This window comes from Streptomyces humi (assembly GCF_001005085.2).
GTDB classification, from domain to species: domain Bacteria; phylum Actinomycetota; class Actinomycetes; order Streptomycetales; family Streptomycetaceae; genus Streptomyces; species Streptomyces humi.
In genome coordinates this window covers 54,742-69,390 of sequence record NZ_LBMU02000071.1, presented here as the reverse complement: position 1 = coordinate 69,390, position 14,649 = coordinate 54,742, and the positions used below count along the sequence as shown (strand labels likewise).

The following is a 14,649-nucleotide window of genomic DNA, read 5'->3' as shown; positions in this document are numbered from 1 at the left end:
GAAGGTTTTCAGAAGCACTGGCTACCCAATCATCGTGTACTCGGCTTTACTCACTGTTGACCACGGAGTCTAGAGGGCATCGGTGTCGTACGGGTCGAGCGGGCCCCACATCCGGACCCTGCGGCCACTACGAGACATTCACTCCGAAGTCGAGCGCGATGCCCCGCAGGCCCGACGCGTACCCCTGGCCCACGGCCCGGAACTTCCACTCGCTCTGGTAGCGGTAGAGCTCGCCGAAGATCATGGCGGTCTCGGTGGAGGCGTCCTCGCTGAGGTCGTAGCGGGCGAGTTCCTGGCCGTCGGCCTGGTTGACCACCCTGATGAACGCGTTGGAGACCTGCCCGAAGGTCTGGCCCCGCTCGTCGGCCATGTGGATCGAGACCGGGAAGACGATCTTGTCGCAGTTGGCCGGCACCTTCGTCAGGTCGACCAGAATCGATTCGTCGTCGCCCTCGCCCTCTCCGGTGAGGTTGTCGCCGGTGTGTTCCACCGAGCCGTCTGGGCTCTTGAGCTGGTTGTAGAAGACGAACCACTCGTCGCCGAGCACCCGTCCGCCCTGGCACAGCAGGGCGCTGGCGTCCAGGTCGAAGGGGGCGCCGGTGGTGGAGCGGGCGTCCCAGCCGAGTCCGATCAGGACGTTGCTGAGGTTGGGTGCGGCCTTGGAGAGGGAGACATTGCCCCCCTTGGCGAGCGTGACGCCCATGATTGCTGGTCCTCCCCTGGATGGTGCTTCTCCGGTTGTCCTGCGCGTCCGGCGCCGACCGTAAACGGTTCGGCGCCGGACAGAGCGGACTTTCGAACGCCCCGGGGGCGTTCTCCTGCCTCAGACGTTGACGCCGAAGTCCTGGGCGATGCCGCGCAGGCCCGACGCGTAGCCCTGGCCGATGGCGCGGAACTTCCACTCCGCGCCGTTGCGGTACAGCTCGCCGAAGACCATCGCGGTCTCCGTGGAGGCGTCCTCGGAGAGGTCGTAGCGAGCGATCTCGGCTCCGCCGGCCTGGTTGACGACGCGGATGAACGCGTTGCGGACCTGCCCGAAGGACTGCTGGCGGTTGTCGGCGTCGTAGATCGACACCGGGAACACGATCTTGTCGACGTCGGCCGGGACCGTGGCCAGGTCGACCTTGATCACCTCGTCGTCACCCTCGCCCTCACCGGTGAGGTTGTCGCCGGTGTGCTCGACCGAGCCGTCGGGGCTCTTGAGGTTGTTGAAGAAGACGAAGTTCTGGTCACTGGCGACCTTGCCGGCCGTGTTCAGCAGCAGGGCGCTGGCGTCCAGGTCGAAGTCGGTGCCGGTGGTGGTCCTCACGTCCCAGCCGAGACCGACGAGGACCGCGGTCAGGCCGGGGGCCTCCTTCGTCAGCGATACGTTGCCGCCCTTGCTGAGGCTGACTCCCACGAGTCCTCCCATGTGGTGTCCAGGGGCGGGTGCCCCCGTCGTGCGTCGGATACCGGATCAACGATTCGATCCTAGTGACGGGTTCCCGCCGCCCGCAGGCCCTGGACCCCGAAGAATTCCCGGGTGTCGGCCAGGTCGCCCCCTAGGGGGCGAGGGACGGCGGCCGTACGGGCCTACAGGGCGTCGAGCGCCGTCACGTACTCGTTCAGGTCGCGGGCGTCCGGCAGTCCGTTGACCACGGTCCAGCGCACGACGCCCTCCTTGTCGATGACGAAGGTGCCGCGGACGGCGCAGCCCTTGCCCTCGTCGAAGACGCCGTAGGCGCGCGAGGTCTCGCCGTGCGGCCAGAAGTCGCTGAGCAGCGGGTACTCCAGCCCCTCCTGCTCGGCGAAGACGCGCAGGGTGTGGATGGAGTCGTTGGAGACGGCCAGCAGCTGGGTGTCGCGGTCCTCGAACCTCGGCAGGTTGTCACGCAGCTCGCACAGCTCGCCGGTGCACACCCCCGTGAAGGCGAACGGGTAGAAGAGCAGCACCACGTTCTTCTCGCCGCGGAGGTCGGACAGCTTCACGGTCCGGCCGTGGTTGTCCTTGAGCTCGAAGTCGGGCGCCTTGTCGCCGACCTGGATCGCCATCGCTCTGCGTCCCTTCGTCAGGGTCTGTTCGGGTGCGAACACCCTATGCGGCGGCCCTCACGAGGCGATCACGGCAGGACGGGCGGCCGGCCACGGCAGGCCGGCGGAGGGACCGGGAGTCCGGTCCCTCCGGCGGCGGGGCTCAGCGCTTCTTGGCGGCGGCCTTCGGCGTGTTCAGCCGGCTTCCGTTCCAGTCCTTGCCCACGCTGACGCTCTTGGTCTGCGACAGGCCGGCGGTCGTGACCGCCTCGCCGATGTCGCTCGGCTCGACGTAGCCGTCGCGGCCGGTCTTCGGCGTCAGCAGCAGGATCGAGCCACCTTCCTCGAGGAAGCCGAGGGCATCGACCAGCGCGTCCGTCAGGTCGCCGTCATCCTCACGGAACCAGAGCACCACGGCGTCGGCCACGTCGTCGTAGTCCTCGTCCATCAGCTCGTTGCCGATGGTCTCTTCGATGGACTCGCGGAGCTCCTGGTCGACGTCGTCGTCGAAGCCGATCTCCTGGACCACCTGGTCTGGCTGGAAACCCAGCCTGACGGCAGGGTTCGTCCGCTCCTCCGCGTGGTCCGCGGTCGCGCTCACGGGTTGCCTCCTGATCATGTCTTGGTGATGAACTCAGCCACGCGCGTGCGCGAAGCATTGGCCGTAGTCCACACGGGCGGGACGGATCGCGCAAGTACCCGGCCGTTCAGACCGCCGAAACGGTGACGATCCCGGCCGTGTCGCCGCAACTCCCAGCACCGTATCGCGGACGACGGTCTCACACACCACTGCCTTTTGCCCGCAATATACCTTTCGGAATCATCCTCACATACGGCGGTCGAACGAGTTTGCCAAGCGCGTCACACCCCGGGCGTATCGTTGCGTTTTGGCCGGTCCCGAGTTACCTCGCGGTAGAGATGACGTGTGCCGCCCCGGGGTGGACGATGGACAGCGGCGCGGGCAGGACGCCGTAAAAACACAGGTAGGACAGGCAGGACAGGCAGAACAGCCAGAGCAGTCAAACAGGGAATCAGTGCCCCTCTGACAGGTAAGGAACAGCGTGGCTTCCGGATCCGATCGCAACCCGATCATCATTGGCGGCCTTCCGAGTCAGGTTCCTGACTTCGATCCCGAGGAAACCCAGGAGTGGCTCGACTCGCTCGACGCCGCCGTGGACGAGCGCGGCCGGGAGCGGGCCCGCTATCTGATGCTCCGCCTGATCGAGCGGGCGCGCGAGCGGCGGGTGGCCGTGCCCGAGATGCGCAGCACGGACTACGTCAACACGATCCCGACCCGGGCCGAGCCGTTCTTCCCGGGCAACGAGGAGATCGAGCGCAAGGTCCTCAACGCGACCCGCTGGAACGCCGCCGTAATGGTGTCGCGCGCCCAGCGGCCGGGGATCGGCGTGGGCGGTCACATCGCCACCTTCGCCTCCTCCGCGTCCCTCTACGACGTCGGCTTCAACCACTTCTTCCGCGGCAAGGACGACGGCCTCGGCGGCGACCAGGTCTTCTTCCAGGGCCACGCCTCCCCCGGCATCTACGCGCGCGCGTTCCTGCTCGACCGGCTCAGCGAGGCCCAGCTGGACGGCTTCCGCCAGGAGAAGTCGAAGTACCCGGACGGCCTCTCCAGCTACCCCCATCCGCGCTCGATGCCGGACTTCTGGGAGTTCCCGACCGTCTCGATGGGCCTCGGCCCGATCGGCGCGATCTACCAGGCGCGGATGAACCGCTACATGCACGCGCGCGGGATCGCCGACACCTCGAAGTCGCACGTGTGGGCGTTCCTCGGTGACGGCGAGATGGACGAGCCGGAGTCGCTCGGCCAGCTGTCCATCGCCGCCCGCGAGGGCCTGGACAACCTGACCTTCGTCGTCAACTGCAACCTCCAGCGGCTCGACGGCCCGGTGCGCGGCAACGGAAAGATCATCCAGGAGCTGGAGTCGGTCTTCCGGGGCGCCGGCTGGAACGTGATCAAGCTGGTCTGGGACCGCACCTGGGACCCGCTGCTCGCCCAGGACCGCGACGGCGTGCTGGTCAACAAGATGAACACGACCCCGGACGGCCAGTTCCAGACCTACGCCACCGAGTCGGGTTCGTACATCCGCGACCACTTCTTCGGCGACGACCAGCGGCTGCGCGCGATGGTCGCCAACATGACCGACGACCAGATCCTGCACCTGGGCCGCGGCGGCCACGACCACCGCAAGATCTACGCGGCGTTCAAGGCGGCCACCGAGCACCGGGGCCAGCCGACGGTCATCCTGGCCAAGACGATCAAGGGCTGGACGCTCGGCCCGAACTTCGAGGGCCGCAACGCCACGCACCAGATGAAGAAGCTGACGGTCGCCGACCTCAAGGGCTTCCGGGACCGCCTGCACCTGCCGATCTCCGACCGGGAGCTGGAGTCCGGCCTGCCGCCGTACTACCACCCGGGCCGGAACTCGGAGGAGATCCAGTACATGCACGACCGGCGCAAGGGGCTCGGCGGGTACGTGCCGACCCGCGTCGTGCGCTCCCAGCCGCTCGCCCTGCCGGACGACAAGACGTACGCGACTGTGAAGAAGGGCACCGGCCAGCAGTCCATCGCGACCACCATGGCCTTCGTCCGGCTCCTCAAGGACCTCATGCGGGACAAGGAACTCGGCCGCCGCTTCGTGCTGATCGCGCCGGACGAGTACCGCACGTTCGGCATGGACTCCTTCTTCCCGAGCGCGAAGATCTACAACCCGCTGGGCCAGCAGTACGAGGCCGTGGACCGTGATCTGCTGCTCGCCTACAAGGAGTCCCCGACCGGCCAGATGCTGCACGACGGCATCTCGGAGGCGGGCTGCACGGCCTCCCTGATCGCGGCGGGCTCGGCGTACGCCACCCATGGCCAGCCGCTCATCCCGGTGTACGTCTTCTACTCGATGTTCGGTTTCCAGCGCACCGGCGACCAGTTCTGGCAGATGGCCGACCAGCTGTCACGCGGTTTCGTCCTGGGCGCGACCGCGGGCCGTACGACCCTGACCGGTGAGGGGCTCCAGCACGCGGACGGCCACTCCCAGCTGCTGGCCTCCACGAACCCGGCCTGTGTCGCCTACGACCCGGCCTACGGGTACGAGATCGCGCACATCGTCCAGGACGGCCTGCGCCGGATGTACGGCGGCGACGCCGAGCACCCGCACGGCGAGGACGTCTTCTACTACCTGACCGTCTACAACGAGCCGATCCAGCACCCGGCCGAGCCGGCCGACGTGGACGTCGAGGGCATCCTCAAGGGCGTCCACCGGATCGCCACCGGCACGGCGGGCTCGATCCCCGCGCAGATCATGGCGTCCGGCGTGGCGGTCCCGTGGGCGGTCGAGGCGCAGAAGATCCTCGCCGAGGAGTGGAACGTCAGGGCCGACGTCTGGTCCGCCACCTCCTGGAACGAGCTGCGGCGCGAGGCCGTGGCCTGCGAGCAGCACAACCTGCTGCACCCGGAGGAGGAGCAGCGGACGCCTTGGGTGACGCAGAAGCTGAGCGGCGTCGAAGGTCCGTTCGTGGCCGTGTCCGACTGGATGCGATCGGTTCCGGACCAGATCGCCCGGTGGGTGCCGGGCACGTTCCAGTCGCTGGGCGCCGACGGGTTCGGGTTCGCCGACACGCGGGGCGCGGCGCGCCGCTTCTTCCACATCGACGCCCAGTCGATCGTGGTCGCGGTGCTGACCGAACTGGCCCGGGCGGGCAAGGTCGACCGGTCCGTGCTCAAGCAGGCCATCGACCGCTACCAGCTGCTGGACGTGTCGGCGGCGCACCCGGGCGTGGCGGGCGGCGACGCGTAACGCCGCGCCCGGCTTCGGCAGGGAAGGCAGTGGGGGACCGCGGGCCGGTGGGGGCCGGTCGCGCGGTTCCCCACGACCCTGCGGGGCGCGGATGATGCCTACGATGCTCACATGGAGCCACAGTCCGCGCAGTCGCGTTGGGAGCAGTTCACCCAACGGCCGTTGCTGGCGCTCGCGGTGGTGTTCGCCGTCTCCTACGCGCTGCCGATCGTGGACAGTTCCGCCGGTCATGTGCTGACGTCCGCGTGCACGGTGGCGGAATGGGTGGTGTGGGGGTCCTTCGCCACGGACTATCTCGTACGGCTGACACTGACGCCCCGGCGCCGGGAGTTCGTGCGGACGCACTGGATAGACCTGTGCGCGGTGGTGCTGCCGTTGCTTCAGCCGCTGCGGCTGCTGCGGCTCGTGGCGACGCTCACGCTGGTGGGGCGGCGGGCCCGGATGGCCTCGCAGATCCGGCTGACGACGTACGTCGTCGGCGCGGTCATCGGCCTGCTCATGTTCGGGTCGCTGGCCGTCCTGTCGGTCGAACGCGAGTCTCCCGACGGGAACATCCGGACGCTGGGTGACGCCCTGTGGTGGTCGTTCACCACGATGACGACCGTGGGATACGGCGACCACGCGCCGACGACCGGGCTGGGCCGGATGATCGCGGTCGGGCTGATGCTGTCCGGGATCGCCCTGCTCGGTGTGGTGACCGCGAACATCGCCACGTGGTTCATCGCGCGCTTCGAGAAGGACGACGTGGAGGAACGGCGGCAGACGGAGGCGATCGCTCTGCTGACCGAGGAAGTACGGGCGCTGCGGACCGAGGTGGCCACGATGCGCAAATGCTCGGGGCCGGGGGGTGGGGTGCGCTCACCGGCGTCGGCCGGGTGCCTCCCCCAGCCTTCGGCCGGGGGGACCCCCAGCGCCCACCCTCCCCCGCTCTCGGCTCCGTTCGAGCGGGGGGATCCCCATCGCCCCAGCGGCACGACTGCCCGCGGCCAGGACGTGCCCCGGTAAGGGGCGCGGGGTCACCCCCGGCCGAAGGCCGGGGGAGGGCCGGCGGGGGCGGCCCCCGCCGGCCCGCACGCTACATCGGCGACACGCCGCCCAGCCACAGCAGTGCCAGCACGGTGTCGATCGCGCCCAGCACCACCGCGACCAGCGCCGGTATCGAGCTCTTCGGGTTCCACGCCCGGCCCATGGAGAGCCAGCCGCACACCAGCGCGGCCGGGCCCAGGATGATGCCCAGCGTGAAGAAGCCGGCGACGGCGCAGATCGTGCCGATGATGCCCAGCGTGCCGCGGTCCAGCCCGTCCCGTGTACCTGTGCGGCCACGTGAACGGGGGTACCCGCGTGTTCGTTGGCCGAAGCTCGCCATCATCAACTCCTCTGTCCCCATGGACTGTTCGGGCGTGATGACCGGGTACCCCTGTTCCGCGTCCGCAGACCTGCCCGCGCGCCGCCCCCCTCCGGCAGCGCGCCGCGGCCCGGGCCTCCTCCCATGCCCTGCGGAGGACTTGACCTACTGTGACCTGCGGCGCGTGCCGAACGCGAGGGATCTTTAGCGGAGTCACCCTGATAGGTGAAACACCCCTGAACCGGGGTCAGATGTGGCCCACGCCCGCGCCGCTGTCCGCGTTCGCGCCCCGCTTCGTGAGCAGCGCGACCAGGATCGCGACGGCGGCCACGCCCGCGGCGACGAGCGAGGCGAGGCTCATGCCGGAGATGAACGTGTCGTGGGCGACACCGGTGATCTTCGCGGCGATCGCCTCGGGCGTGCCCTTGGCCACCGGCGCGACCCCGACCTGGACCGCCTCGGAGGCCTGGGCCAGCTGCGCCGGGGTCAGCTCGGGCAGGCCCGCGCCGGCCCAGTTGCCCGGCAGGTCGCTGTCGACCTTGGAGGCCATCACGGCACCGAGGACGGCCGTACCGAGGCTGCCGCCGATCTGCATCGCGGCCTGCTGGAGACCGCCGGCCACACCGGAGAGCTCCATCGGGGCGTTGCCCACGATGACCTCGGTGGCGCCGACCATGACCGGAGCGAGGCCGAGACCGAGCAGGGCGAACCAGACGGCCATGATCCCGCTGCCGGTGTCCGCCTTCAGCGTGGACATGCCGTACATGGCGATCGCGGTGGCCGCCATGCCGCCGGCCAGCGGGATCCGCGGGCCGAGCTTGGTGATCGCGGCGCCGGCCAGCGGCGAACCGACGATCATCATGCCGGTGAGGGGCAGCAGGTGGAGGCCGGCGTCGACCGGGTCCATCCCGTGCACGTTCTGCAAGTAGAAGGTCACGAAGAACAGGCCGCCCATGAAGGCGATGGCCATGAGGACCATCAGGACCACACCGGCCGACAACGCCACGGAGCGGAACAGGCCGAGCGGGATCAGCGGTTCCCTGACCTTCGTCTCCCAGAAGGAGAAGAGGGCGAAGCCGAGCACGGACACGGCGATGAACGTCCACGTCTTGCCGTCGCCCCAGCCCCAGGTCGGCGCCTTGATGAGGGCCCAGACCAGGCAGAACATCGCGCCGGAGAGCAGGCCGATGCCGAGCAGGTCGAAGGAGCGCGGGGCGTTCTCCGCACGGTGGTCGAGCAGCATGACCACGCCGAGCACGAGGGCGATCAGGCCGACCGGCACGTTGATGAAGAACACCGACTGCCAGCTGACGTGCTGCACCAGCACACCGCCGAGGATCGGGCCGCCCGCGGTGGAGGCGCCGATGACCATGCCCCAGATGCCGATCGCCATGTTGAGCTTCTCGGCCGGGAAGGTGGCCCGCAGCAGGCCGAGGGCGGCCGGCATCAGCAGCGCGCCGAACAGGCCCTGGAAGACCCGGAAGGTGACGACGAGGCCGATGCTGTCGGACAGGCCGATGGCGCCGGAGGCGGCGGCGAAGCCGACGACGCCGATCAGGAAGGTCTGCCGGTGGCCGAAGCGGTCGCCGAGCTTGCCCGCGGTGATCAGCGAGACCGCGAGGGCGAGGAAGTAGCCGTTGGTGATCCACTGCACCTGGGCGAAGGTGGCGCCGAGGTCCTTCTGGATCGCCGGGTTGGCGATGGCCACGATGGTGCCGTCGAGGGCCACCATCATGACCCCGACGGCGACGGTTATCAGGGTGAACCAGGGGTGGCCGCGCAGGCCGGAGGCCGGCGGCCGCCACGACGGCGCCGCCGCTGCCTTGTCCCCCGACCCCGCCGTGTCGAGCGTGGTCTGACTAGTCATGCGGGCGAGGCTAGTGTCAGCCTCTGACATTTGACAAACAAATTCACTAGTCAGTAACTGTCAGGCATGGAAACGTTGCGCGAACGCAAGAAGCAGCGCACCCGGGACGCGCTGTTGCGGTCCGCGCTCGAGCTGTTCGTGGCCCAGGGCTACGAGCACACCACCGTCGACGAGATCGCCGAGTCCGTCGACGTGTCGCAGCGCACCTTCTTCCGCTACTTCGCCGGCAAGGAGGAGGCCGCCTTCTTCCTGCCGCGGCTCACCGAGGCGTACTACGTGGAGGCACTGCGCCGGCGGCCGCCCGAGGAGGCGCCGCTGGAGGCGCTGCGCGCGGCGGTCCTGGACAGCTTCGACTCGATCGAGCAGGCCATCGAGCGGTACGTCCCGCTCGAACTGCACATGCGCGCCTACAAGGTGATCGAGGCGACCCCGGTCCTGCACGCCGCCCATCTGGGCCGGCAGTCGGAGACGGAGGAGGAGATCACCCGGATCGTCGCCGAACGGGAGGGAGTCGACCCGGACACCGACCCCCGGCCGCGGCTCCTGGTGGCGCTGTTCGGCGCCGTGATCCGGGTGACCGAGCGGCACTGGTCGGTGGGTGACGACTTCGGCGTGGCGGCGATCCGCGACCTCACCGTGGCATACCTCGACCAGGTGGGTCCGGCCCTCCTCGGGAACTGGCGGGAGAGCTGAGATCGGCCTCACGTTTGCCAAAACGTGATAACCGTCACTCAGTTACCGCGAGACCCCTTCGTTCTCCTAGTGTGTCCTCCCAGTGACTTCCTTCGACACCTCCCCGCCACTCAACGTCTGGCGCGCGCTGCTCGCCCTCGCCGTGGTGTTCGTGATGCTCGCGACCACCGGCTGGACAGCTCTGCGCGCCCACCGCGAGACCACCGCGATGCAGGCCTCCCTCGACAAGTGGGAGCACGGCAGCGTCCGCGGCCTGCGGTTGCCGGACCCGGAGGCGTCACCCGCGCGGCTCACCCGCTTCTTCACGTCGCTCACGGCACAGGAACGCGACCGGCTCGTCCACCGCTACCCGCTGGCCGTCGGCAACATGAACGGCGCCCCGGCCGAACTGCGGTACCGCGCCAACGACATCGCGCTCGACCAGCAACGCAAGGTCGAGAAGAAACGCATGCACGACCCACGGCTCAGCGCGGCGGGGCAGCAGGACGCGGGCCGCCGGATGCACCGCTACGAGGCGCTGCTCACCAAGGGCCGGCAGATCCTGGCCTTCGACCCGGACGGCGACGGCCGGGTCGCCGAGGTGTTCGGCGACCTCGCCCGGGCCCAGCGGATCTCCGTCGTCGTCCCCGGCGTCGACACCGACCTGCTCACCTTCCAGAAGACGAACCGTCAGTACACCGCGCCGGTCGGCATGGCCAAGGCGCTGTACCGGGAGGAGTACACGGCGAGCCCGACGACCCGTACGGCGGTGATCGCCTGGGCCGACTACACCGCGCCCGACGGGCTCGGCGTGGGCGCGGCGACCGGTATGGCCGCGGAGCAGGGTGCCGTACGCCTGAACGCACTGCTGCGCGCGCTGCCCGGCGAGGCGCCGGTGTCGATGTTCTGCCACAGCTACGGCTCGGTGGTCTGCGGGGTGGCCGCGCACGGCATGCCGGGGCGGGTGGCGGACATAGCGGTGGCCGCCAGCCCCGGGATGCGGGTCGAGAAGGCCTCGCACCTGGGCACGTCGGCCCGGGTGTGGGCGATGCGGGACGCCACCGACTGGATCCAGGACGTCCCCTATCTGGAGCTCGGCGGACTCGGCCACGGCGCCGATCCGGTCTCCGGCTCCTTCGGGGCGCGGGTGCTGTCGGCCCGCGACGCCCAGGGTCACGCCGGCTACTTCGAGCCCGGCACGGACAGTCTGCGCAACCTCGCGGACATCGGGGTCGGCGCGTACGGCGCGGTCAGCTGCGCCCAGCACGATGACGGGTGCCGGGCGGGTCTGCCCGGCACGTCGACGGCGGAACGCGCGTAGAAACAGCAGGAAGTGCGGTGCGCGCGGGGATGGGACTGAGAAGCACGTGCCGCATACGATGAGCCGCATGGGTGACGTACTGGCCGGATTTCATGCCGCCTGGGAGTTCGAGTCCGACTCCGTGCGCATCCGTTACGAACGCGGGATCCGGACACCCAAGCTGTTCCAGACCCTGGGCGAACGCCGGGTGCCGCTGGCCGCGCTGGCGGGCGTGACCCTCACACCGGGCAAGCGGGGCACGGTCGTACTGCGGGCCGAACCGCGTCCCGGCGCGGATCCGTTGATGGAGGCGGCGGCCGGCCAGCTCAAGGACGGCAGCGACCCGTACCGGCTGGTCCTCCCGGCCGAGCGGGAGACCCTTGCCGAGTACTACGCCGAGGAACTGCGCTCGCTGCTCACCGCGTCCGGGCCGGCCGAGAGGTTTCTGGTGCCCGCCCCAAAGGCGCCCCGGCAGTTCAAGGCGTACGACGGGAAGGCGAGCTTCGACGGCAAGGCCGTGCACTTCCGGTGGTCGTGGACGGGGGCGTCGACGGCCAAGTGGAAGGCCGGCGACCAGCGCTTCGCGGTGGCCGACCTGGGCGGTGTGGAGTGGCGCTCCCCGGAGATCTTCGAGGGGCATCTACGACTGCTGCGGCGCGACCTCACGGGGGCGGCGGTGCCGGCGGACCAGGATCCCGCGACCGTGGTGTTCGGGCTGGGGTACGGGCCGGTGCACGAGTCGTTGCCGTTCGCCGCGGCGGTGCTGGAGGCGGTACGGGCGAGAGGCGCGGCCGCGATGCCGGCGGCGGCGGGGCGCCGTGACCCCGCCGACATCGCCGAGCGGATCCGCCACCTCGGGGAACTGCATCAGGCGGGGCTGGTCACCGACGAGGAGTTCGCCGCGAAGAAGGCGGAGTTGCTGGCCGAGCTTTAGCAGTTCCGTCGGGTGCGGGTCGTGGTGGGTTGCTCGCGCAGTTCCCCGCGCCCCTTTCAGGGGCGTTTCAGTTGCTGCCCTTCTCATAGAAGCTGATCTTCTTGTCCAGGACCGAGAGGGTGTCGTGGAGTTCGGCGATGCGGGACAGGACGTCCCTTCTCGTCTGCTCCAGGAGTTCGCGGCGCTCCGGGTAGGTCGTCTCGCCCTCTCTCACCAGTTCCGCGTAGCGCACCATGTCCGCCACCGGCATCCCGGTCAGGCGGAGCTTGGTGACGAAGTCCAGCCAGTCCAGGTCGCGGTTGGTGTAGCGGCGCTGTCCCGTGTGGGAGCGGTCGATGTGGGACATCAGGCCGATCCGCTCGTACCAGCGCAGGGTGTGGGCGGTCAGGCCGGTGAAGGCGACGACCTCGCTGATCGTGTAGCGGTCCTGGCCCTCGGGACGCGGGTGCCGACGGGGCGGGGCGGAACAGATGTCGGCGGGCTCGCGGTCGGACTGCTCGGTGGGGGTCGCGGTCGTGGTCTGCATCACCGTCATGACCCAACGCTATGACCTTGGAGTGCACTCGAAGCAAGCGGGACCCGGTAAGAAATACCCGCGACACGGCCGGAACCCAGTGGCTAGCGTTCCCGCACATGAGTCTCGTACGCCGTGCCATCCCGCCGGACGCGCCGGAAGTGCTGCGCCTGCGCCAGATCATGATCGACGCGCTGCCCGGCGGGGACGCCTCGACGGGGTGGCACGCCGAGGCGCTGCCGGGGCTCGCGGCGAGGCTGGCCGAGGCGGACGGCGACTTCGCCGCGTTCGTCGTGGACCACCCCGACCGGCCGGGGGCGCTGGCCGCGCTGGTCGCCGGGACGGTCGACTACCGGATCGGCAAGGCGAGCAGCCCGCACGGGCGGGCCGGGTACGTCTTCAGCGTGGCCACCGACCCGGACGCGCGTCGCCGCGGGTACGCGCGCGCGTGCATGGAGGAACTGCTGGCCTGGTTCCGGGAGCGGGGCGCGGGGCAGGTCATGCTGACCGCGTCCGCCGAGGCCGAGCCGCTCTACGCCGCGCTGGGTTTCGTCCACAAGCCGGACCCCACGATGATCCTGCCGCTCTGAGCCGCTTAGGGTCGTAGGCATGTCGTTGCAGAGCCTCGCGCTGATCGAGAACTGGCCGGTTCCCACCGCCGCGGCGGGTGCCGTACGCGCCGACGGGACGGTCCTGGGCGTCCACGGGCCGGCCGGTCACCGCTTCCCGCTGGCCTCCGTCACCAAGCCGCTGGCCGCCTACGCGGTGCTCGTCGCGTACGAGGAGGGGGCGGTCGAGCTGGACGAGCCGGCGGGGCCCGAGGGCGCGACGGTACGGCACCTGCTCGCGCACACCTCGGGGCTGGCCTTCGACGAACACCGGGTGACGGCGCCGCCCGGGGAGCGGCGGCTGTACTCCAACGCCGGGTTCGAGGTCCTCGGGGACCATGTGGCCAAGGCGACGGAGATCCCGTTCGCGGAGTACCTGCGGCAGGCGGTGCTGGAGCCGCTGGGCATGACGTCGACGTCACTGGAGGGCTCCCCGGCGAAGGACGGCGTCTCCTCGGTCTCCGACCTGCTCCGCTTCGCCGCGGAACTCCAGGCACCGAGGCTGCTGGACCCGCGGACGGTCGCGGAGGCGACGCTGACCGTCCAGTACCCGGGCACGAAGGGCGTGCTCCCGGGGTACGGCCACCAGAACCCGAACGACTGGGGCCTGGGTTTCGAGATCCGCGACTCCAAGTCACCGCACTGGACGGGCGGTTCGTCCTCCCCCCGCACCTTCGGCCACTTCGGCCAGTCGGGCACGTTCCTGTGGGCCGACCCGGACGCCGGCCTGGCATGCGTCGCCCTCACGGACCGAGCCTTCGGCCCCTGGGCGGTCGAGGCATGGCCGACGTTCACGGACGCCGTACTGGCGGAATCACGCGGCTGAACAGCGCCCCGCCAGGGGGCGCTGGGGGCACCCCCGGCCGAAGGCTGGGGGAGGAACTGCGCGACCCGCCCCCACCCACCCGCAGCCGAACAACGACCCCGACTACCCCGCCATCTCCCACATCAGCAGCTCCACCGGCGTCAGCCCCTCCGCCTCCAGGCCCTCCGCGTCAGCGATCCGCGCCGAGTCACCGGGCCCCAACGGCTCCTCCCCCAGCCGCACTTCGCCCCGCACCACGTGCACGTACACGAACGCCCCGTCCGGCACCGCCGTCCGCTCCCCCGCCCCGAGCCGGCGGACGTGCAGCATCGCCCCGGCCGCCGGGACGGCGTACGGCGTCGAGTCCGCGATGCCCCGGACGATCTCGTACGACGGCTCGCCGCCCGGCCGCACCGGCGCCAGCCACATCTGGACGAACGTCAGCGGCCCGCCCCCGTCGTTGCGCTCCACGTGCCGCACGCCCCCGGCGGAGCCGAGGCGCTGCACGTCGCCGTGGCGGACCACCGTCTCGTTGCCCGCGGAGTCCCGGTGGGTCAGCTCGCCCTCGACCACCCACGTCACGATCTCGGTGTGGCTGTGCGGATGCTCGTCGAAGCCGGCGCCGGGCGCCAGGTGCTCCTCGTTGCAGGCGATGACCGCCCCGAAGCGCAGGTTGTCGGGGTCGTAGTGGGGGCCGAAGGAGAAGGCGTGGCGGGACTCGATCCCGGTCGCCGGGTCGCCGCCCCGGTAGCGCTGCGCCGCGCGCCTGACGTCCATCACGGCAC

General features: G+C 70.2%; 15 protein-coding genes. 7 read left to right on the top strand and 8 right to left on the bottom strand.

Going from position 1 to position 14,649, the window contains the following annotated elements:
* Positions 1-127: 127 nt before the first annotated feature.
* From AAW13_RS29355 to AAW13_RS29340, 4 genes are all read right to left on the bottom strand, one after another.
* Positions 128-703 (bottom strand): TerD family protein, encoded by a 576-nt coding sequence (locus AAW13_RS29355; protein WP_046729035.1) that lies wholly within the window; start codon positions 701-703, stop codon positions 128-130.
* Positions 704-823: 120 nt separating this feature from the next.
* Positions 824-1,399, bottom strand: coding sequence for a TerD family protein (locus AAW13_RS29350; protein WP_046729036.1), 576 nt, complete (start codon positions 1,397-1,399; stop codon positions 824-826).
* A 173-nt stretch (positions 1,400-1,572) separates the two neighbouring features.
* Entirely contained in the window at positions 1,573-2,031 is a 459-nt protein-coding gene (locus AAW13_RS29345) for a peroxiredoxin (protein ID WP_046729037.1), read from the bottom strand.
* 142 nt (positions 2,032-2,173) lie between these two features.
* Entirely contained in the window at positions 2,174-2,611 is a 438-nt protein-coding gene (locus tag AAW13_RS29340; RefSeq protein ID WP_046729038.1) for a DUF3052 domain-containing protein, read from the bottom strand.
* Positions 2,612-3,071: 460 nt separating this feature from the next.
* Here AAW13_RS29340 and aceE point away from each other — a divergent pair, with 460 nt between their 5' ends.
* Both aceE and AAW13_RS29330 read left to right on the top strand, forming a co-directional pair.
* A complete protein-coding gene (aceE, locus tag AAW13_RS29335) occupies positions 3,072-5,819 on the top strand; it encodes a pyruvate dehydrogenase (acetyl-transferring), homodimeric type (protein ID WP_046729039.1) in 2,748 nt (915 codons plus the stop codon).
* Between the two features lie 111 nt (positions 5,820-5,930).
* Complete coding sequence (locus AAW13_RS29330; RefSeq protein WP_079179012.1) at positions 5,931-6,824, top strand: potassium channel family protein; 894 nt, start codon at positions 5,931-5,933, stop codon at positions 6,822-6,824.
* A gap of 70 nt (positions 6,825-6,894) precedes the next feature.
* On the opposite strand, the gene AAW13_RS29325 is transcribed toward AAW13_RS29330, so the two are convergent.
* Positions 6,895-7,188, bottom strand: a complete 294-nt coding sequence (locus AAW13_RS29325) for a hypothetical protein (protein WP_046729040.1) — start codon at positions 7,186-7,188, stop codon at positions 6,895-6,897.
* A 223-nt stretch (positions 7,189-7,411) separates the two neighbouring features.
* A complete protein-coding gene (locus AAW13_RS29320; RefSeq protein WP_046729041.1) occupies positions 7,412-9,031 on the bottom strand; it encodes an MFS transporter in 1,620 nt (539 codons plus the stop codon).
* A gap of 66 nt (positions 9,032-9,097) precedes the next feature.
* Between AAW13_RS29320 and AAW13_RS29315 the strand changes: the two genes are divergently transcribed.
* The 3 genes from AAW13_RS29315 (at position 9,098) to AAW13_RS29305 (ending at position 11,937) form a co-directional block, all read left to right on the top strand.
* Positions 9,098-9,724: a TetR family transcriptional regulator gene (locus tag AAW13_RS29315; RefSeq protein WP_046729042.1), complete on the top strand. Its 627-nt coding sequence runs from the start codon at positions 9,098-9,100 to the stop codon at positions 9,722-9,724.
* An 82-nt stretch (positions 9,725-9,806) separates the two neighbouring features.
* A complete protein-coding gene (locus AAW13_RS29310; RefSeq protein ID WP_046729043.1) occupies positions 9,807-11,024 on the top strand; it encodes an alpha/beta hydrolase in 1,218 nt (405 codons plus the stop codon).
* A gap of 67 nt (positions 11,025-11,091) precedes the next feature.
* Complete coding sequence (locus tag AAW13_RS29305) at positions 11,092-11,937, top strand: DUF4429 domain-containing protein (protein WP_046729044.1); 846 nt, start codon at positions 11,092-11,094, stop codon at positions 11,935-11,937.
* A gap of 67 nt (positions 11,938-12,004) precedes the next feature.
* On the opposite strand, the gene AAW13_RS29300 is transcribed toward AAW13_RS29305, so the two are convergent.
* On the bottom strand, positions 12,005-12,472 hold the full coding sequence (locus tag AAW13_RS29300) for a MerR family transcriptional regulator (protein ID WP_046729045.1): 468 nt from the start codon (positions 12,470-12,472) through the stop codon (positions 12,005-12,007).
* 98 nt (positions 12,473-12,570) lie between these two features.
* Between AAW13_RS29300 and AAW13_RS29295 the strand changes: the two genes are divergently transcribed.
* Both AAW13_RS29295 and AAW13_RS29290 read left to right on the top strand, forming a co-directional pair.
* Positions 12,571-13,041: a GNAT family N-acetyltransferase gene (locus AAW13_RS29295; RefSeq protein ID WP_046729046.1), complete on the top strand. Its 471-nt coding sequence runs from the start codon at positions 12,571-12,573 to the stop codon at positions 13,039-13,041.
* Positions 13,042-13,060: 19 nt separating this feature from the next.
* Positions 13,061-13,885 (top strand): serine hydrolase domain-containing protein, encoded by an 825-nt coding sequence (locus AAW13_RS29290; RefSeq protein ID WP_046729047.1) that lies wholly within the window; start codon positions 13,061-13,063, stop codon positions 13,883-13,885.
* Between the two features lie 102 nt (positions 13,886-13,987).
* Here the strand turns inward: AAW13_RS29290 and AAW13_RS29285 are convergent, their stop codons facing one another.
* Entirely contained in the window at positions 13,988-14,641 is a 654-nt protein-coding gene (locus AAW13_RS29285; protein ID WP_046729048.1) for a pirin family protein, read from the bottom strand.
* Positions 14,642-14,649 lie beyond the last annotated feature (8 nt).